This is a genomic window from Klebsiella sp. S69 (genome assembly GCF_016516145.1).
Taxonomy (GTDB): domain Bacteria; phylum Pseudomonadota; class Gammaproteobacteria; order Enterobacterales; family Enterobacteriaceae; genus Klebsiella; species Klebsiella oxytoca.
Window position 1 is genome coordinate 37,519 of the sequence record NZ_JACVUU010000037.1, and the last position, 19,092, is coordinate 56,610.

The 19,092-nt window shown below is 56.4% G+C and carries 19 protein-coding genes; 13 read left to right on the plus strand and 6 right to left on the minus strand.

The annotated features are described in order from the left end of the window. Window positions 1–149 precede the first annotated feature (149 nt). From nrdH to leuA, 13 genes are all read left to right on the plus strand, one after another. Window positions 150–395 (plus strand): glutaredoxin-like protein NrdH, encoded by a 246-nt coding sequence (gene nrdH / locus IAE27_RS27730; protein WP_004104766.1) that lies wholly within the window; start codon window positions 150–152, stop codon window positions 393–395. Beyond that, the gene (gene nrdI, locus IAE27_RS27735) at window positions 392–802 is read left to right on the plus strand and encodes a class Ib ribonucleoside-diphosphate reductase assembly flavoprotein NrdI (protein WP_004104769.1); all 411 of its coding nucleotides are present in this window, start codon (window positions 392–394) and stop codon (window positions 800–802) included. Before nrdH ends, nrdI begins: the two co-directional genes overlap by 4 nt. Then, entirely contained in the window at window positions 775–2,919 is a 2,145-nt protein-coding gene (gene nrdE / locus IAE27_RS27740) for a class 1b ribonucleoside-diphosphate reductase subunit alpha (RefSeq protein WP_004104771.1), read from the plus strand. Before nrdI ends, nrdE begins: the two co-directional genes overlap by 28 nt. A gap of 10 nt (window positions 2,920–2,929) precedes the next feature. Beyond that, window positions 2,930–3,892 (plus strand): class 1b ribonucleoside-diphosphate reductase subunit beta, encoded by a 963-nt coding sequence (nrdF, locus tag IAE27_RS27745; RefSeq protein ID WP_200093231.1) that lies wholly within the window; start codon window positions 2,930–2,932, stop codon window positions 3,890–3,892. A 345-nt stretch (window positions 3,893–4,237) separates the two neighbouring features. After that, a complete protein-coding gene (proV, locus tag IAE27_RS27750; RefSeq protein WP_004104775.1) occupies window positions 4,238–5,440 on the plus strand; it encodes a glycine betaine/L-proline ABC transporter ATP-binding protein ProV in 1,203 nt (400 codons plus the stop codon). Further along, on the plus strand, window positions 5,433–6,497 hold the full coding sequence (proW, locus tag IAE27_RS27755; protein ID WP_070556395.1) for a glycine betaine/L-proline ABC transporter permease ProW: 1,065 nt from the start codon (window positions 5,433–5,435) through the stop codon (window positions 6,495–6,497). Before proV ends, proW begins: the two co-directional genes overlap by 8 nt. Window positions 6,498–6,557: 60 nt before the next feature. After that, on the plus strand, window positions 6,558–7,553 hold the full coding sequence (gene proX / locus IAE27_RS27760) for a glycine betaine/L-proline ABC transporter substrate-binding protein ProX (protein ID WP_004114704.1): 996 nt from the start codon (window positions 6,558–6,560) through the stop codon (window positions 7,551–7,553). A gap of 278 nt (window positions 7,554–7,831) precedes the next feature. Then, on the plus strand, window positions 7,832–8,578 hold the full coding sequence (locus IAE27_RS27765; RefSeq protein ID WP_004104780.1) for an AzlC family ABC transporter permease: 747 nt from the start codon (window positions 7,832–7,834) through the stop codon (window positions 8,576–8,578). Then, the gene (ygaH, locus tag IAE27_RS27770) at window positions 8,568–8,903 is read left to right on the plus strand and encodes an L-valine transporter subunit YgaH (protein ID WP_004114708.1); all 336 of its coding nucleotides are present in this window, start codon (window positions 8,568–8,570) and stop codon (window positions 8,901–8,903) included. Before IAE27_RS27765 ends, ygaH begins: the two co-directional genes overlap by 11 nt. Before the next feature lie 91 nt (window positions 8,904–8,994). Beyond that, window positions 8,995–9,525 (plus strand): transcriptional repressor MprA, encoded by a 531-nt coding sequence (gene mprA, locus IAE27_RS27775; protein ID WP_004104785.1) that lies wholly within the window; start codon window positions 8,995–8,997, stop codon window positions 9,523–9,525. A 133-nt stretch (window positions 9,526–9,658) separates the two neighbouring features. Then, the gene (gene emrA, locus IAE27_RS27780) at window positions 9,659–10,831 is read left to right on the plus strand and encodes a multidrug efflux MFS transporter periplasmic adaptor subunit EmrA (RefSeq protein WP_064372453.1); all 1,173 of its coding nucleotides are present in this window, start codon (window positions 9,659–9,661) and stop codon (window positions 10,829–10,831) included. Window positions 10,832–10,846: 15 nt separating this feature from the next. Then, complete coding sequence (gene emrB, locus IAE27_RS27785) at window positions 10,847–12,385, plus strand: multidrug efflux MFS transporter permease subunit EmrB (RefSeq protein ID WP_004104788.1); 1,539 nt, start codon at window positions 10,847–10,849, stop codon at window positions 12,383–12,385. A gap of 144 nt (window positions 12,386–12,529) precedes the next feature. Continuing rightward, a complete protein-coding gene (gene leuA / locus IAE27_RS27790; RefSeq protein WP_070556392.1) occupies window positions 12,530–14,206 on the plus strand; it encodes a 2-isopropylmalate synthase in 1,677 nt (558 codons plus the stop codon). Here leuA and IAE27_RS27795 read toward each other — a convergent pair. The 6 genes from IAE27_RS27795 to IAE27_RS27820 form a co-directional block, all read right to left on the minus strand. Then, window positions 14,185–14,952 carry an AraC family transcriptional regulator gene (locus IAE27_RS27795; protein ID WP_004104793.1) on the minus strand — a complete coding sequence of 256 codons (768 nt, stop codon included), beginning with the start codon at window positions 14,950–14,952 and terminating at the stop codon, window positions 14,185–14,187. The genes leuA and IAE27_RS27795 overlap by 22 nt on opposite strands. Before the next feature lie 54 nt (window positions 14,953–15,006). Next, the gene (gene luxS / locus IAE27_RS27800; RefSeq protein WP_004104795.1) at window positions 15,007–15,522 is read right to left on the minus strand and encodes an S-ribosylhomocysteine lyase; all 516 of its coding nucleotides are present in this window, start codon (window positions 15,520–15,522) and stop codon (window positions 15,007–15,009) included. Window positions 15,523–15,687: 165 nt separating this feature from the next. Beyond that, window positions 15,688–17,244 (minus strand): glutamate--cysteine ligase, encoded by a 1,557-nt coding sequence (gene gshA, locus IAE27_RS27805; protein WP_023321489.1) that lies wholly within the window; start codon window positions 17,242–17,244, stop codon window positions 15,688–15,690. A gap of 66 nt (window positions 17,245–17,310) precedes the next feature. Further along, window positions 17,311–17,739, minus strand: a complete 429-nt coding sequence (locus IAE27_RS27810) for a YqaA family protein (RefSeq protein ID WP_064397948.1) — start codon at window positions 17,737–17,739, stop codon at window positions 17,311–17,313. Beyond that, on the minus strand, window positions 17,736–18,302 hold the full coding sequence (gene yqaB, locus IAE27_RS27815) for a fructose-1-phosphate/6-phosphogluconate phosphatase (protein ID WP_004104801.1): 567 nt from the start codon (window positions 18,300–18,302) through the stop codon (window positions 17,736–17,738). The genes IAE27_RS27810 and yqaB overlap by 4 nt, the downstream gene beginning before the upstream one ends. Window positions 18,303–18,429: 127 nt before the next feature. Further along, window positions 18,430–18,744 (minus strand): BON domain-containing protein, encoded by a 315-nt coding sequence (locus IAE27_RS27820; protein WP_105890645.1) that lies wholly within the window; start codon window positions 18,742–18,744, stop codon window positions 18,430–18,432. Window positions 18,745–19,092 lie beyond the last annotated feature (348 nt).

The window sequence follows — 19,092 nt, forward strand, 5'->3', positions numbered from 1 at the left end:
TTTCCTCGGGGGCCAGTCTTTACAAAAACCATATATATTGAGTTGTTGAACTTTTAAATAACTACATCTAGTATTTCCTTCAACGATAACCCATAGCACGCGACGCCAGTTTTTGCGTCGTGCTGTTATCTTAAATGGAAATACGAATCATGCGCATTACTATTTACACTAAAAATGACTGCGTGCAATGCCATGCCACGAAACGGGCCATGGAAACCCGCGGGTTTGAGTTCGACATGGTCAATATTGACCATCATCCCGAAGCCGTCGATATGCTGCGCGAGCAAGGCTTCCGCCAGCTACCGGTGGTGATTGCCGGGGAGACCCGCTGGTCCGGCTTCCGTCCCGATATGATTAACCGCCTGCGTCCAACAGCCTCAGCGGCCAGCCTATGAGCCTGATCGTCTACTTCTCCAGCAGTTCCGAAAACACGCATCGGTTCGTCCAGCGTCTGGGGCTGCCCGCCGTGCGTATACCGCTTAACGAACGCGAGCGCATTCAGGTAGACGAACCCTACATTCTTATCGTCCCCAGCTATGGCGGCGGCGGCACGGCGGGCGCAGTACCCCGCCAGGCGATCCGTTTTCTCAACGATCCGCATAACCGCCAGCTCATTCGCGGCGTCATCGCTGCGGGCAACCGCAATTTCGGGGAGGCCTACGGTCGGGCGGGTGACGTCATCAAGCAGAAATGCGGCGTACCGTACCTCTATCGCTTTGAGCTGATGGGCACCCCGCAAGATGTCGACAACGTGCGTAAAGGAGTAAGCGAATTTTGGCAACGACAACCGCAGAACGTATAACCACCGAGGCGCCGGATTTCCATGCCCTCAACGCGATGCTGAATCTCTACGACAGCAATGGTCGCATCCCGTTTGACAAAGATCGCCAGGCAGTGGCGGCGTTTATGGCCAACCACGTTGAGCCGAATACCGTGCCCTTCGCCAGCCAGGACGACAAGCTGACGTGGCTGGTCGCCGAAGGCTATTACGATGCCAGGGTCCTGGCGCGCTACGATCGCCAGTTTATTCTTGAGCTGTTTACCTATGCGCAAAACGGCGGTTTTTGCTTCCAGACCTTTCTCGGCGCATGGAAGTTTTATACCAGCTACGCGCTGAAAACCTTTGATGGTAAGCGCTACCTTGAAGGCTTTGCCGACCGCACCTGCATGGTGGCCCTGAGCCTGGCGCAGGGTAACGAGGCGCTGGCCCACCAGCTAACCGATGAGATCCTCTCCGGGCGTTTCCAGCCCGCTACGCCGACGTTCCTCAACGCCGGTAAACAGCAGCGCGGCGAATTGGTCTCCTGTTTCCTGCTGCGTATCGAAGATAATATGGAATCGATTGGCCGGGCGGTGAATTCGGCGCTACAGCTATCGAAACGCGGTGGCGGCGTGGCGTTTCTGCTCTCTAATCTTCGCGAAGCCGGGGCGCCGATCAAGCGTATCGAAAATCAGTCCTCCGGCGTCGTACCGGTGATGAAAATGCTCGAAGATGCCTTCTCCTATGCCAACCAGCTCGGCGCGCGTCAGGGGGCCGGCGCGGTCTATCTGCATGCCCATCATCCCGATATCCTGCGTTTCCTCGATACCAAACGCGAGAATGCCGATGAAAAAATCCGCATAAAAACGCTCTCGCTCGGGGTCGTCATTCCGGATATTACCTTTCAGCTAGCGAAGGAAGACGCGCAGATGGCGCTGTTCTCGCCCTACGACGTCGAACGTCTGTACGGTAAACCGTTCGGCGATATCGCGGTAAGCGAAATGTATGCGCAACTGGTGGCCGACGAGCGGGTATGCAAGCGCTGGATCCGCGCCCGCGATCTGTTCCAGCGGCTGGCGGAAATTCAATTTGAATCCGGCTACCCGTACATCATGTTTGAAGACACGGTTAACCGCGCGAACCCAATTGCCGGGCGCATCAATATGAGCAACCTGTGTTCGGAGATCCTGCAGGTCAATGCGCCTTCCACCTTTGATGAAAACCTGGATTACGCCAGCATCGGCCAGGATATCTCTTGCAACCTCGGCTCGCTGAATATCGCCCACACCATGGACTCTCCCGACTTTGCCCGCACGGTCGAAGTTGCCGTGCGCGGTCTGACGGCGGTGTCCGATATGAGCGATATCCGTTCGGTGCCGTCGGTCGCGGCGGGCAATGCCGCTTCACACGCCATCGGCCTCGGACAGATGAATCTGCATGGCTATCTGGCGCGCGAGGGCATCGCCTACGGTAGCGAGGAAGGGCTGGATTTCACCAATTTCTATTTCTATACCATTACCTGGCACGCGCTGCGCACTTCAATGCTGATAGCACGTGAAAGAGGGACCCGTTTTGCCGGATTCGAGCAGTCGCGGTACGCCAGCGGCGACTATTTCCGGCCCTACCTGGAAGGCGACTGGCAGCCGAAAACGGCAAAAGTCCGCGCGCTGTTTGCCCGCTCCGCGATTACCTTGCCCGACCGCGATATGTGGCGGCAGCTGCGCGATGACGTGATGCGCTACGGCATCTATAACCGCAACCTGCAGGCGGTGCCGCCCACCGGGTCTATTTCGTACATCAACCACGCGACCTCCAGCATCCATCCGATCGTGTCGAAGATAGAGATCCGCAAGGAGGGGAAAACCGGACGCGTCTATTATCCGGCGCCGTTTATGACCAACGACAACCTGGCGCTGTATCAGGATGCTTACGAAATCGGCCCGCAGAAGATCATCGACACCTACGCCGAGGCGACGCGTCATGTCGATCAGGGGCTGTCGCTGACTCTGTTCTTCCCCGATACCGCGACCACGCGCGATATCAATAAAGCGCAAATTTACGCGTGGAAGAAAGGCATCAAAACGCTCTATTACATCCGTCTGCGCCAGCTGGCGCTGGAAGGTACCGAAATCGAAGGCTGCGTGTCCTGCGCGCTGTAAGGAGAACAGGATGACCCATTTATCGCGCGTCAGCGCCATCAACTGGAACAAAATTGAAGACGATAAGGATCTGGAGGTCTGGAATCGGCTGACCAGCAACTTCTGGCTACCGGAGAAGGTGCCGCTGTCTAACGATATCCCCGCCTGGCAAACGCTTTCCCCGGCGGAGCAGCAGCTGACAATCCGCGTCTTCACCGGCCTGACGCTGCTTGATACCATCCAGAATACCGTTGGCGCCCCGGCGCTGATGGCCGACGCTCTCACCCCGCACGAGGAGGCGGTACTGTCGAACGTCAGCTTTATGGAGGCGGTACACGCTCGCTCCTACAGCTCCATTTTCTCTACTCTCTGCCAGACTAAAGACGTCGATGCCGCTTACGCCTGGAGCGAACAAAACGCGCCGCTGCAGCGTAAAGCGCAGCTGATGCTGGAGTACTACCAGGCTGATGAACCGCTGAAGAAAAAAATCGCCAGCGTTTTTCTCGAATCATTCCTTTTCTATTCCGGCTTCTGGCTGCCGATGTACTTCTCCAGCCGGGGGAAAATGACCAACACCGCCGATCTGATTCGCCTGATCATCCGCGATGAAGCGGTACACGGTTATTACATTGGCTACAAATTCCAGAAAGGGCTGGAAATAGTCAGCGCCGAGAAGCGTGAAGAGATGAAAAACTTCGCCCTCGATCTGCTGATGGATCTGTATGACAACGAGCTGGCCTATACCCGCGAGCTGTATGGCGATAGCGGCTGGGTTGAAGAGGTTAACGCCTTCCTGTGCTATAACGCCAACAAGGCGCTGATGAATCTCGGCTACAAGGCGCTGTTCCCGGCGGAAATGGCTGCCGTCAACCCTGCGATCCTCGCTGCGCTTTCGCCAAATGCCGACGAAAACCACGACTTCTTCTCCGGCTCGGGTTCGTCGTATGTCATGGGAAAAGCGGAAGAAACCGTCGACAGCGATTGGGACTTTTAGCCTTACTTTCACCAGGAATATATCTGCATATTTCCTGGTGATTTATTTCACATTATTCATTTTCATCCCACTCAATATCTTTCGGTCATCACTGCGTCATATTCAACAGAATGCCATCGGTTTCCGCACGAATTAAGCTAACATAACTAAAAAATATCAACCATGAGCAATTCCCGCTCAGCCCTTATATCACGGGGGATGTACCGGAATTGTCCCTTGTGCATTCCCGCAGTAATTCGCCATAAAGGGTTGTCACAGATTCTCAGTATGTTAGGGTGTAAAAAAGCAATTATCACCACCGGGTACCATATCGATATTAATAAATAACAGGAAACGCTCTATTGCATGGCAATTAAATTAGAAATCAAGAATCTCTATAAGATATTTGGCGAGCACCCGCAGCGGGCTTTCAAATATATCGAAAAAGGACTATCGAAAGAACAAATACTGGAAAAGACGGGGTTGTCGCTTGGCGTAAAGAACGCCAGTCTGACCATTGAAGAAGGCGAGATATTCGTCATCATGGGGCTCTCCGGATCGGGGAAATCGACCATGGTTCGCCTTCTCAATCGCCTGATTGAACCCACCCGCGGCCAGGTTCTGATCGACGGTGTCGATATCGCTAAAATCTCTGAGGCCGAGCTTCGCGAAGTGCGCAGGAAAAAGATTGCAATGGTTTTTCAATCATTTGCCCTTATGCCGCACATGACCGTACTGGATAATGCCGCTTTCGGCATGGAGCTGGCCGGCGTGCCGACTCAGGAACGCCAGGAGAAAGCGCTGGAGGCGCTGCGTCAGGTAGGTCTGGAAAACTACGCTCACGCCTGGCCGGACGAGCTCTCCGGCGGCATGCGTCAGCGCGTTGGTCTCGCCCGCGCGCTGGCGATCAACCCCGATATTCTGTTAATGGATGAAGCCTTCTCGGCGCTCGATCCCTTAATTCGTACGGAAATGCAGGATGAGCTAACTAAATTACAGGCCAGACATCAGCGCACCGTGGTATTTATTTCCCACGACCTTGATGAAGCCATGCGAATTGGCGATCGCATTGCCATTATGCAAAATGGTGAAGTGGTTCAGGTCGGTACGCCGGATGAAATACTCAATAATCCTGCCAATGATTATGTTCGAACCTTCTTCCGCGGCGTCGATATTAGCCAGGTATTCAGTGCCAAAGATATTGCCCGCCGTAGTCCGGTTGGCCTGATTCGTAAAACGCCAGGTTTCGGCCCGCGTTCCGCGCTGAAATTACTGCAGGATGAAGACCGCGAATATGGCTACGTCATTGAACGCGGGAATAAGTTTGTTGGCATTGTTTCCATCGATTCCCTGAAAGCCGCGCTGAGCGAGGGTCAGGGAATTGATGCGGCGTTAATCGACTCCCCACAGGCGGTGGATGCGCAAACGCCGCTCAGCGAGCTGCTCTCTCACGTCGGCCATGCACCGTGCGCGGTGCCGGTTGTCGATGAAGGGCACCAGTACATCGGCATCATTTCAAAACGCATGCTGCTGCAGGCTTTAGATCGCGAGGGGGCAAACAATGGCTGATCAATCTAACCCGTGGGACACCGCACCGGCGGCGGATAGCGCCGCGCAATCCGCCGATGCGTGGGGCACTTCTACGCCAGCACCGGCCGATGGCGGCGGTGCCGACTGGCTAAGCAGCGCGCCTGCGCCGCAGCCGGAACACTTCAATATAATGGATCCGTTCCATAAAACGCTGATTCCGCTCGATAACTGGGTCACGCACGGCATCGACTGGGTAGTGATGCATTTCCGTCCGATTTTCCAGGGGATCCGCGTACCGGTGGATTACATCCTGAGCGCCTTCCAGCAGCTGCTGCTGGGCATGCCGGCGCCGGTGGCGATTATTATTTTCTCGCTGATTGCCTGGCAGATTTCCAGCATCGGCATGGGCGCGGCGACGCTGATTTCGCTGATCGCCATCGGCGCTATCGGCGCCTGGTCGCAGGCGATGGTAACCCTGGCGCTGGTGCTGACCGCGCTGCTGTTTTGTATGCTGATCGGCCTGCCGCTTGGGATATGGCTGGCGCGGAGCCCGCGGGCGGCGAAGATTATCCGTCCGCTGTTGGATGCGATGCAAACCACCCCGGCGTTCGTTTATCTCGTGCCCATCGTCATGCTGTTCGGTATCGGTAACGTTCCGGGCGTGGTAGTGACCATTATCTTCGCCCTACCGCCGATTGTTCGTCTGACTATTCTGGGGATTAACCAGGTGCCGGCGGATCTGATTGAAGCTTCGCGCTCCTTCGGCGCCAGCCCGCGTCAGATGCTGTTTAAGGTTCAGCTGCCGCTGGCCATGCCGACCATTATGGCCGGGGTTAACCAGACGCTAATGCTGGCCCTGTCGATGGTGGTGATTGCCTCAATGATTGCCGTTGGCGGTCTTGGCCAGATGGTACTACGCGGCATCGGTCGCCTTGATATGGGTCTGGCCACCGTTGGCGGCGTCGGGATTGTTATCCTCGCCATTATTCTTGACCGTCTGACTCAGGCCGTAGGACGGGACTCGCGCAGCCGCGGCAACCGCCGCTGGTACGCAACCGGCCCTCTGGGGCTGATTACTCGCCCTTTCTGTAAATAAGAGCACATCCCCCCGCTGCCGGGGGGATGGACTTCCCTTCTGACAAATAAAGGAACAACGATGCGACATACAGCGATCCTTGCCACAGCGTTTACCGCCCTCATTTCGACCACCGCCTTCGCGGCGGATCTGCCTGGTAAAGGCATTACCGTAAAACCAGCACAGAGCACAATTTCGGAAGAGACCTTCCAGACCCTGCTGGTCAGCCGCGCGCTGGAAAAGCTCGGCTATACCGTCGATAAGCCGAGCGAAGTGGACTATAACGTCGCCTACACCTCGATCGCCGCAGGTGATACCACCTACATCGCCACCAACTGGCAGCCGCTGCATGACGATATGTACGCTGCCGCCGGCGGTGATAAAAAATTCTACCGCGAAGGCGTGTTTGTGAATGGGGCGGCGCAGGGCTACCTGATTGATAAGAAAACGGCCGAGCAGTACCACATCAAATCTATCGACCAGCTAAAAGATCCGAAAATCGCCAAACTTTTTGACACCAACGGCGACGGCAAAGCCGATCTGACCGGCTGTACGCCAGGCTGGGGCTGTGAAGCGGTCATCAACCATCAGCTTGATGCCTACGGCCTGAGCAATACGGTAGTGCACAATCAGGGCAACTATGCGGCGATGATGGCCGATACCATCGCCCGCTATAAGGAGGGCAAACCGGTGATCTACTACACCTGGACGCCTTACTGGGTCAGCGACGTGCTGAAGCCGGGTAAAGATGTCGTCTGGCTGCAGGTGCCGTTCTCTTCCCTGCCGGGCGAACAGAAAGATATTGATACCAAACTGCCAAACGGCATGAACTATGGCTTCCCGGTGAACACAATGCATATTGTCGCCAACAAAGCCTGGGCCGAGAAAAACCCGGCGGCGGCGAAACTGTTCAGCATCATGAAGCTGCCGATTGCCGATATCAACGCCGAAAATGCCATGATGCACGCGGGACATGGTTCTGAGGCAGATATCCAGGGGCACGTCGATGGCTGGATCAAAGCCCACCAGCAGCAGTTTGACGGCTGGGTGGAAGAAGCGCTGGCCGCGCAGAAATAGTCTCCCAATTTATAGCCAATTCCCGGAGGCGATACTACGCATCTGTCCGGGCTACAAAACCCGTAGCCCGGGCAAGGCGCTTTGCGTCGCCCCCGGGGAAGACGGCCTCCTGCACAACACGACATCTCCTGTTCTAAATGATGGATTGATATGCAAATAAACTGCATAACTTTAGCCATCAACGTTTTCGTTACTGTTAAGCCGCGCCGCTCTCTGCTAAGGTAAATCCACCTGATTAATCATGTGATTTTCACGTGAGTTATTAATAAGCAACTCCTATGGAAAACCCTGACGCATTGATGCACACTCCCCCCGCTGACGAGGCGACGCTGGCTGAAGGCATTAAGGACAGCCTGCCGATCGTCATCAGCTATATTCCCGTCGCCTTCGCCTTCGGTCTCAACGCCACTAAGCTTGGCTTTACTCCGCTGGAAAGCCTGTTCTTCTCCTGCATTATTTACGCCGGCGCCAGCCAGTTCGTGATCACCGCCATGCTGGCCGCAGGAAGCTCGCTATGGGTCGCCGCGCTCACCGTCATGGCGATGGACGTTCGCCATGTGCTGTACGGCCCGTCCCTGCGCAGCCGCATTCAGCGCGCGATGAGCAAGAAAAAAACCGCGCTCTGGGCATTCGGCCTGACCGATGAAGTATTTGCCGCTGCCACCGCTAAGCTTGTCCGCGACAATCGACGCTGGAGCGATAACTGGATGATCGGCATCGCTTTTATGTCCTGGGCGTCATGGGTCTTCGGCACGCTGATCGGCGCTTATTCGGGCAGCGGCCTGCTGACTAACTTTCCGGCAGTGGAAGCGGCGCTGGGCTTTATGCTGCCGGCGCTGTTTATGAGCTTTTTACTCGCCTCATTCCAGCGCAAGCAGTCGCTGAGCGTTACCGCCGCGCTGGCAGGCGCGCTGGCTGGCATGATTCTGTTTTCCATACCCGCGGCGATCCTTGCCGGGATTGTCTGCGGCTGCCTGACCGCTCTGGTGCAGGCCAGCATTCAGGGGATGCCCGATGAACAGTGATGTCTTCATTCTCGGCGTCGTGGTCGGCTGCGTGAACTATCTCTTTCGCTATCTGCCGCTGCGCCTGCGCGCCGGAAACGCGCGTCCGACTCGCCGCGGCCCGGTCAGCGTCCTGCTCGATACCATCGGCATCGCCTCCATTTGCGCGCTGCTGGTTGTCTCCAGCGTGCCGGAAATCCTCCATGACGCCCGCCGCCTGCTGCCCACATTAGCAGGCTTCGCCGCGTTGGGCCTGGCGTTTTGGAAAACACGCAGCATAATTACGCCTACGCTTTTGAGCGCGCTAACCTACGGTGTTGTCTGGAAAATCAGCGTATGGCTATAAGCTTAAAGTATAAGTTTTTGTCAATAATTGATTTGATTTATTTGTCACAATAGTTATTATATCGGCTGTAATTAATGAGGTCATAACCAAAATGGATAGTTCGTTTACTCCCATTGAGCAAATGCTCAAGTTCCGCGCCAGCCGTCACGAAGACTTCCCTTTTCAGGAAATTCTGCTTACTCGTCTTTGCATGCATATGCAGGGAAAACTGCTGGAAAACCGTAACAAGATGCTGAAAGCGCAAGGGATTAACGAGACATTGTTTATGGCGCTGATCACGCTTGAGTCTCAGGAAAACCACAGCATTCAGCCTTCCGAGCTGAGCTGCGCGCTGGGCTCTTCGCGAACCAACGCCACGCGCATTGCCGACGAGCTGGAAAAACGCGGCTGGATCGAGCGCCGCGAAAGCGATAACGATCGTCGCTGCCTGCATCTACAGCTTACCGAAAAAGGGCATCAGTTCCTGCGCGAAGTCTTACCGCCGCAGCACAACTGCCTGCATCAGCTCTGGTCCTCTTTAAGCACCAGCGAAAAGGATCAGCTTGAGCACATCACCCGTAAGCTGCTTGGTCGCCTTGACCAAATGGAAGAGGATGGCGTGCTTGCGGAGTCTCTGCGCTAAGCGCGGAACCAACCGCTCACCAATTTTTCTGGATTGACAAGGAAAACGGACAGGCCAGCAGATCTTTCTGCTGGCCTTTCTGATAAACAGGTCGGCTCAGCCGATGTGAAATAATAAGATCGTGGAGAATAACATGAGCGCAAATGCGGAGAGCCAAACCCCGCAGCAACCGGGCAGCAAAAAAGGGAAGCGTAAAGGCGCCCTCCTGCTGCTGACCTTGCTCTTTATTATTGTTGCCGTGGCATACGGGATTTATTGGTTTTTGGTACTGCGTCACTACGAAGAGACTGACGACGCGTACGTGGCAGGGAATCAGGTACAGATTATGGCCCAGGTGTCCGGCAGCGTGACGAAAGTCTGGGCCGACAACACCGACTACGTGCAAAAAGGCGATCCGCTGGTCACCCTCGACCAGACCGATGCCCAGCAGGCGTTTGAAAAAGCGCAAACCCAGCTGGCCTCCAGCGTACGTCAAACGCGCCAGCAGATGATCAACAGCAAGCAGCTGCAGGCCAGCATCGAAGTGAAAAAAACCGCGCTTTCCCAGGCGCAAACCGACCTTAACCGTCGTATTCCGCTGGGCGCGGCCAACCTGATTGGCCGCGAAGAGCTGCAGCATGCGCGCGACACGGTTGCCAGCGCGCAGGCCGAACTGGACGTGGCGATTCAGCAATACAACGCCAACCAGGCGATCGTTCTGGGCACGAAGCTGGAACAACAGCCTGCGGTCCTGCAAGCGGCCACCGAAGTGCGTAACGCCTGGCTGGCCCTGCAGCGGACGAAGATCGTCAGCCCAATTAGCGGCTACGTTTCTCGCCGTTCCGTTCAGCCCGGCGCGCAAATCACCACCACTACCCCGCTGATGGCCGTCGTTCCGGCGACCAACCTGTGGATTGACGCCAACTTCAAAGAAACGCAGCTGGCGCACATGCGTATTGGTCAGCCTGCCACCGTGATCAGCGACATTTATGGTGATGATGTGAAATACACCGGTAAAGTCGTCGGTCTCGACATGGGGACCGGGAGCGCCTTCTCGCTGCTGCCTGCGCAGAACGCTACCGGCAACTGGATCAAAGTGGTTCAGCGCCTGCCGGTACGTATCGAGCTGGATGAAAAACAGCTGGCAGAGCACCCGCTGCGCATCGGCCTTTCGACGCTGGTTGAAGTGAACACCACCGACCGCGGCGGCGAGATGCTGGCAAGCCAGGTACGTAGCGCTCCGGTTTACGAAAGCAATGCCCGTGAAATCGGCCTTGAGCCGGTCAATAAGCTGATAAACGACATCATCCAGGCCAACGCCGGATAATTCGGGGTGAGCGTAATGCAACAGCAAAAACCGCTGGAAGGCGCGCAGCTGGTCATTATGACCATTGCGCTGTCGCTCGCGACCTTTATGCAGGTGCTGGACTCCACCATCGCCAACGTGGCCATCCCCACCATCGCCGGTAACCTTGGCTCATCGTTGAGCCAGGGGACCTGGGTTATCACCTCGTTTGGGGTGGCGAACGCTATCTCCATTCCGATTACCGGCTGGCTGGCAAAGCGCGTTGGCGAAGTGAAGCTATTCCTCTGGTCGACGGTGGCGTTCGCTATCGCCTCCTGGGCCTGCGGCGTCTCCAACAGCCTGACGATGCTGATTTTCTTCCGCGTGATACAGGGGATCGTCGCCGGTCCGCTGATCCCGCTGTCGCAAAGTCTGCTGCTCAGCAACTACCCGCCCGCCAAGCGGTCAATCGCGCTGGCGCTGTGGTCAATGACGGTGATCGTCGCGCCGATTTGCGGCCCGATTCTCGGCGGCTATATCAGCGACAACTACCACTGGGGCTGGATCTTCTTCATCAACGTGCCGATTGGCATCGCCGTGGTGGTGATGACGCTGCAAACGCTGCGCAACCGGGAAACCCGCACCGAACAGCGGCGGATCGACGGCGTGGGCCTGGCGCTGCTGATTATCGGTATCGGTAGCCTGCAGGTAATGCTCGACCGGGGTAAAGAGCTGGACTGGTTCGCCTCCAACGAGATCATCATCCTGACGATTGTCGCGGTGGTGGCGATAAGTTTCCTGATCGTCTGGGAGCTAACCGACGACAACCCCATCGTCGATCTGTCGCTCTTCAAGTCGCGAAACTTTACCATCGGCTGCCTGTGCATCAGCCTCGCCTATATGCTCTACTTCGGCGCTATCGTGCTGTTGCCGCAGCTATTGCAGGAGGTATACGGCTATACCGCGACCTGGGCCGGTCTGGCTTCGGCGCCGGTCGGGGTGATCCCGGTTATCCTGTCGCCGATTATCGGCCGCTTTGCGCATAAGCTGGATATGCGTCGGCTGGTCACCTTTAGCTTTATCATGTACGCGGTCTGTTTCTACTGGCGCGCATGGACCTTCGAACCGGGAATGGACTTTGGCGCCTCGGCGTGGCCGCAGTTTATCCAGGGCTTCGCGGTGGCCTGCTTCTTTATGCCGTTGACCACCATCACCCTGTCCGGCCTGCCGCCGGAAAGGCTGGCGGCGGCGTCGAGCCTGTCGAACTTCACGCGTACGCTGGCGGGGTCTATCGGCACCTCGATTACCACCACCATGTGGACGAACCGCGAGGCGCTGCACCATGCGCAGCTTACCGAATCGGTGACGCCATACAATCCCAACGCCCAGCAGATGTACGACCAGCTGCAGGGATTAGGAATGACGCAACAGCAGGCATCCGGCTGGATAGCGCAGCAGATTACCAACCAGGGGCTGATTATCTCCGCCAACGAAATTTTCTGGTTCTCGGCGGCGGTGTTTATCCTTCTGCTCGGGCTGGTATGGTTTGCCAGACCGCCGTTTAGCGCCGGGGGCGGCGGCGGCGGCGCGCATTAAGATTTACCCTGAAGGGATCTGCGGATCCCTTTTTTATTGCCCAAAACGCAGATTGTCCAGTTTGCGCTAGTCGATGTCCGGTTTGCTGGAGATCGCTTTTGCCCACCTCATGCACGATGAAGATCCGCTAAGAAGGAGAAAATCATGCTGACTCAACCCGGTGAAAAATACCGCCCCTATCCGCCGATCGCCCTGCCTGACCGCCGCTGGCCAGAGCAGCAAATAACCCGCGCCCCGCGCTGGCTCTCTACCGATCTGCGCGACGGCAACCAGGCGCTGGCCGAGCCGATGGATAGCGCGCGCAAGCTGCAGTTCTGGGATTTACTGCTGGAGTGTGGTTTTAAAGAGATTGAGGTCGCCTTTCCCTCCGCCTCACAAACCGACTTCAACTTTGTACGTCAACTGATTGAAGAACGGCGCATTCCGCAGGATGTGACGATTCAGGTGCTGACCCAGGCGCGGGAAGATTTGATCCTGCGTACGTTTGCCGCTCTGCGCGATGCCCACTGCGCTACCGTACACCTCTATAACGCCACCGCGCCGCTGTTTCGCGAGCTGGTTTTTGGAATGGACAAAGCGCAGGTGATCGACCTGGCGACCCGTGCGACCCGGCTTATCCGTCAGCAGTGCGAGCAGCATCCGCTGACCCGCTGGCAATACGAGTACTCTCCGGAAACCTTTTGCTTCACCGAGCCGGAATTCGCGCTGGAGATTTGCGAGGCGGTGGCGGAAATCTGGCAGCCCTGCGCCGAACGGCCGATGATTATCAATCTGCCCGCGACGGTAGAAGTGAGCACGCCCAACGTATATGCCGATCAAATTGAGCATTTTTGCCGTCACTTTTCGCGCCGTGCCGATGTGTGCATCAGCGTCCATCCGCATAACGATCGGGGTACCGGCGTTGCCAGCGCGGAGCTGGCGGTGATGGCAGGCGCCGACCGCGTCGAAGGCTGCCTGTTCGGCAACGGCGAGCGCACCGGTAACGTCTGCCTGGTGACGCTGGCGATGAATCTCTACAGCCAGGGCGTCGATCCCCGGCTCAAATTCTCCGGGATGAAGCGGGTGGTCGAAATCGTCGAAAGCTGCAATCAGATCCCGGTTCATCCGCGCCATCCCTGGGCGGGCAGTCTGGCCTACACCGCCTTTTCCGGCTCGCATCAGGATGCCATTAAAAAGGGATTCGATGCCCGCCGGCCCGGCGAACGCTGGGAAATGCCCTATCTGCCTATCGATCCGCAGGATATCGGCTGCAGCTACGAGGCGGTGATCCGCGTTAACAGCCAGTCCGGCAAAAGCGGGAGCGCATGGCTGATTGAACAGAATCATGGCCTCAAGCTTCCGCGTGCGCTGCAGCAGGATTTTAGCCTGCACGTCCAGCACGAAACCGACGCTCACGGGAAAGAGATGACCCAGAATGCGCTATGGCAGCTGTTTCGCGCGCGCTACGGACTGCTCCCCCAGCCGCCGCTTGCGCTGCTGGATTACCAAAGCGATAGCCAGCAGGACGGCCAGCTTTCTCTGCAGGCTACCCTGCGCATCGCCGGTGAAACGCGACGACTGCAGAGCCGCGGCAACGGCCTGCTGTCCGCCGCCGCCGCCGGGCTGAGCGTCCTGTTAAGGCAAAACTTCGTGATTAAAGATTATCATGAGCACACCCTGGGTGAACGCAGCGACAGCCGTTCAGTGGCCTATATTCGCTGCATCTTCCCGAATGGCGAGAGCCGTTGGGGGGTCGGAATTGATAACGATGTGGCGCGCGCCTCGCTGCAGGCGCTGTGCAACGCGATGAGCGAAAACCATCACTCCGGCGAGCGGAAGTAATCGCTGGGGGTCACGCCTAACACCCGGCGAAACATGGCGCTAAAAGCGCTGTGGCTGCCGTAGCCGAGATCCAGCGCCACCCGCAGTACCGAATGCCCCTGCGCCAGGCGAACCAGCGCTTCCATCAGCTTCGCCCGGCGCACCCACTCGCTCCAGGTGAGCGTGGTCTGCTGCTGAAAATGGCGATTCAGCGTGCGCTCGCTCATGCTGCTCTCTTTCGCCGCCGCGGCGCTGCCCCACGGCTCTCCTGGCGCTTCTCGTACCTTCTGGCATAAACGGCGCAGCGCTTCGCTTTGCGGCTCCGGCAGGCCAAACGGCAGCACCGCCATACCGCGAATCTCATCGAGGATCAGTTCGTAGATTCGTTCATCGCGGCTGCCCGGCGCGTAAGATTCCGCCAGCGTCAGCGACGCGACAATCAGTTCACGCAGCAGCGGAGTGATCTGTACTATCTGGCAGGTTGAAGGGAGATCGGCGCGGGCAAGGGGATCGATAAACAGGGTTCGCGCAGCCGCCGCGCCGGTAATCCGTAGCGTATGCGGCGTACCGGCGGGAAGCCAGACGCCTCGCCCCGGCGGCACAACCCAATAACCCTGCGCGGTTTCCACCCGTACTACGCCGCTGAGGATATGTAACAGCTGAGCGCAATCGTGCTGATGCCAGGGTTCGCTATCGCCATGGGCATAATCATGGGCAAAGGGCACCAGTGAACGATGCTGGAAGTTGAGGGTTAAAGTTGTCGACATTGCGGCGTTGATGAATTGCGGCCCGGCAGCGTTCGCCGGGCCGTAGCGATAGCACTAGATGTGCAGCTCTTGCAGTTTTTCTTTCGGCAGCGCCAGCTCGTCGTTGCTGTTGACGCGGACATCACGCTCAATGATATGGCGAGCGATTTCCTGGGCTTCTTCCAGCGAGTGCATGGTGTAGGTTCCGCACTGGTAAACGTTCAGCTCCGGGATCTGGTTCTGATCTTTCACCTTCAGCACGTCGGCCATCGCCGCTTTCCAGGCATCCGCGACGCGCTGCTCGTCCGGCGTACCGATCAGGCTCATATAGAACCCGGTACGGCAGCCCATCGGAGAGATGTCGATAATTTCCACACCATTGCCGTTCAGGTGATCGCGCATAAAGCCGGCAAACAGGTGCTCAAGGGTGTGAATACCTCTTTCCGGCATCACTTCCTGGTTTGGTACGCAGAATCGCAGATCGAAAACGGTGATTTCATCGCCGTGAGGCGTGTTCATTTTCTTCGCCACGCGCACCGCAGGCGCTTCCATTCGGGTATGGTCGACTGTGAAACTATCTAACAACGGCATTCTTCACCTCCGATAGTGATTTTTTTAAAAATAAAATGAACTCTTTTTGAGGCAGCGAGTCTGAGTATATGAAAGACGCGCATTTATTATCATCATCATCCCTGAATCAGAGATGAAAGTTTGGCCACAGTGATGTGGCCGTTTTCTTTTTTACGGCTCGTAAAACTACGCATGCCTCGCCAGTAGCGCTTCAAACGACTCGCTGTCCGCCGCTTCCACCTTCTTCTGACGCTGTACCGACGCTTCGCGTTCGGCAGCAAAATCCGCTTCGCTTAAAATTTCCAGCGGCTCTTCGCGCAGCATCGTCCGATACCGATCGGCCAGCTCTCTGCCGGTACCGCCAATCCCCTCTTCAAGCATAGAACGCAGAACGCGCGCCGAGAAGGTTAATTCCGGGTTGTCAAAGCAGGCGACCAGCTCATCGCAGGCCTGCTGATAAGCCTGACATCCGTGGATGCTATCCAGCGTTTGCGCCACGCGGCGTAAATCGCGGAACAGATCTTTGCCGACCTGAGCCAGCGGGTACTGGGCGGTTTCGCAGCCAATACCCAACGTCAGGCCCGGCTTGCGGCCTTCCAGAATCACCCGATTCCAGTTAGTGCGCGTGCACAGCAGCTCGTCGCTGCTCATTTCCGGCGCATCGGCCAGCACGCACCAGACCATAAACAGATCGAGGAAACGTACCTGCTGTTCGTCAACGCCAATCGGTGAGAACGGGTTGATATCCAGGGAGCGGACTTCGATATATTCAATGCCGCCGCGCAGCAGCGCGTCGGAAGGCGTTTCACCGCTGCGGGTCACGCGTTTCGGCCGAATCGGCGCGTACAGCTCGTTTTCGATCTGCAGCACGTTGCTGTTAATTTGCAGACGCTTGCCGTCTTTCTCCAGCCCGATATTCTCATACTCTTCGGATGGCGTTTTAATCGCCCGCTTCAATCCTGCCACATACTCATGCAGATCGTTAAACGTAATTCCGAGATTGCTTTGCGACTTATTGGTATAGCCGAGGTCGCTCAGGCGCAATGAGGTCGCATAAGGCAGGTAGTACATGCCGTTGCCGGCTTTCTCAAACGGCAGCGTGGTCGGCTTCCCTTGCAGGAACGACGAACAAATAGCCGGGGAAGCGCCGAACAGGTACGGGATGACCCACCCAAAACGATAGTAGTTGCGAATAGATCGGAAATAGCCGGCAGAAATGGCCTCTTTCCCGCTTTCAGCATCCTCGACGCCGCACCTGGCCTGCCAGAAAGCCATCGGCAGAGAGAAGTTATAGTGCACGCCGGAGATCGTTTGCATAAGCGCGCCGTAGCGATTCTTCAATCCTTCGCGATACAGCGTTTTCAGACGGCCGATATTTGAGCTGCCGTACTGCGCCAGCTCAATATCCTGGCCGGGCGCGATATAGCACGGCATGCTCAGCGGCCACATTCGCTCGTCGCCTATATGGCGCGCGGTATAGCGATGAACATCGCGCATGAAGGTGAGCATATGCTGAATATCGCCATCAACCGGCGTAATAAACTCCAGCAAAGCTTCGGCAAAATCGGTGGTAATCCATTTATGAGTCAGCGCTGAACCCAGTGCTTCCGGATGGCCGGTAGTGGCCAGCGTGCCATCAGCGTTGACGCGCAGCGTTTCGCGCTCTAGACCGCGTTGAATACCCTGCAGCGCCTGCGGATTTTTTTCCAGCCAGGCCAGCGCCTGTGATACGTCCGGGATCAATTTGACCTCCCGCCTGTCGAAATCGTTTGAATTAGCATAATTGTAATGGTTGAACAATCAGTCCAATTAGTGCCACCACGTCATGCCCTGAAGCGTTATCGCCGCAACGACGATATAGCGTAATGCTTTGCCAAGGCATAAAAAAAAGAGCACTGGTCCCCAGGAAATGCGCATCCATCCCGCCAGTAAACACAGCAAATCGCCTATAACAGGCGCCCAGCTTAATAATAGCGTGACCGCGCCGTAACGCCTCAGCCAGCCGCTCGCCTTCTCCTGCCAGCGCGATGTCTTGCGCAGCGGAAACAGGCGCCCCAGAATAACGTTAGTTACCCCTCCAAGGCTATTACCGATTATTGCTATTAAAACCAGTAACCACGGCTGGCTAACCCCCGCCAGCAGCATGGCGATCAACACCACTTCCGAGTTGCCGGGAAGCAGCGTTGCGCTTAGAAAGCTACTGGCAAACAGCGATATCAGCGACAGCGAGTCGCTCACAGCAATCGCACGTCCACGGCATCCATTCCGGCGCGCTTCGCCGCCTGCAGCCCGAAGTCCGCATCTTCAAAGACCACGCACTTCTCCGCCGCAACGCCCATGCGCTCTGCGCAAAGTAAGAAAGTATCAGGTGCGGGTTTATGGTTGGCGACATGATCCGCGGCAACCACCGCCGAGAAGTAGTGACGCAGACCCAGATGAGCCAGCAGCGCTTCAGCAACGGCGCTCTCGCTGCCGGTACCGACTGACATCGGACGACGACCGTGCCACTCTTTGACCACCTCAATAAGCGGTAAAGGACGGACGCTATCAAGCAGCATCGCTTTCACAGCGGCAGTTTTTTCCTGCGCCAGAAGATGAGGATCTAAATCAGCCTGATTTAATTCAATAATGGCCTGAGCAATCCGCCAGGTTGGAGATCCGTTAAGCGCGACCATGGCCTGCATATCGAAACGCATGCCGTAACGTCCCAGAACCTCGTCCCATGCCTTACGATGCGTCGGCTCGGTATCGAGGATCGTGCCATCCATATCAAAAATCAGTCCTGCATAACGTTCGTACATCGTCTTCTCACCAACCGGTTAAGGAGGTGTTACTGTAACGCAAAAGGTCAGGTTTGTCGCTGCCAGCGGTAGATGCAACAAGGGCGCTCTGTGGCGCCCTTGCTAATAACAGTGCAGTCTGCTGCGATTATTTGATTCTTAAATCGTTCTCAACCACGCGAACACCCTGCACTTTTCTCGTGACTTCGACCGCACGTTTAGCGCTATCGGCCGATGAGACAAAGCCGCTGAGCTGTACGCGACCTTTAAAGGTCTGGACGCTAATTTCTGAAGACTTTATCTCTTTGTCATTGAAGAGCGCGGTTTTTACTTTAGTCGTAATGACGGTATCGTCAATGTAACCACCGGTACTCTCCTTTGTGGACGAACCGGCACAGCCCACCAGCGATACGGCCACCAGCAGCGTCGCGCAAAACGCGGTTATTGCTTTGAACCATTTCATGGATTTCTCTCCTTGCACTTATCTCACCCAAAATCAGATCGATATACAGGAATAAATTATAGTGGAAAGAGGGAGTTGCCAATGAAAAAAGTGCTGAAGAATAAGGTGAATTATTGCGCTTAACATGCTTGAGATAAAGAGGAGGAACTGAAGAATATTTATTATGAAGAGAATAGGGTGCATCCGGAAGCATGACTCACTCGGTTCGCCCTGCGGGCCGTTGCTAAAGCAACGTTATCCTCCCTGGTGCTGGCGATCATCTCGCAGACCGTGAAACAACCGCGTGGCTGTTATGTCGGAGAATATGGTGCATCCGGGAGGATTCGAACCTCCGACCGCTCGGTTCGT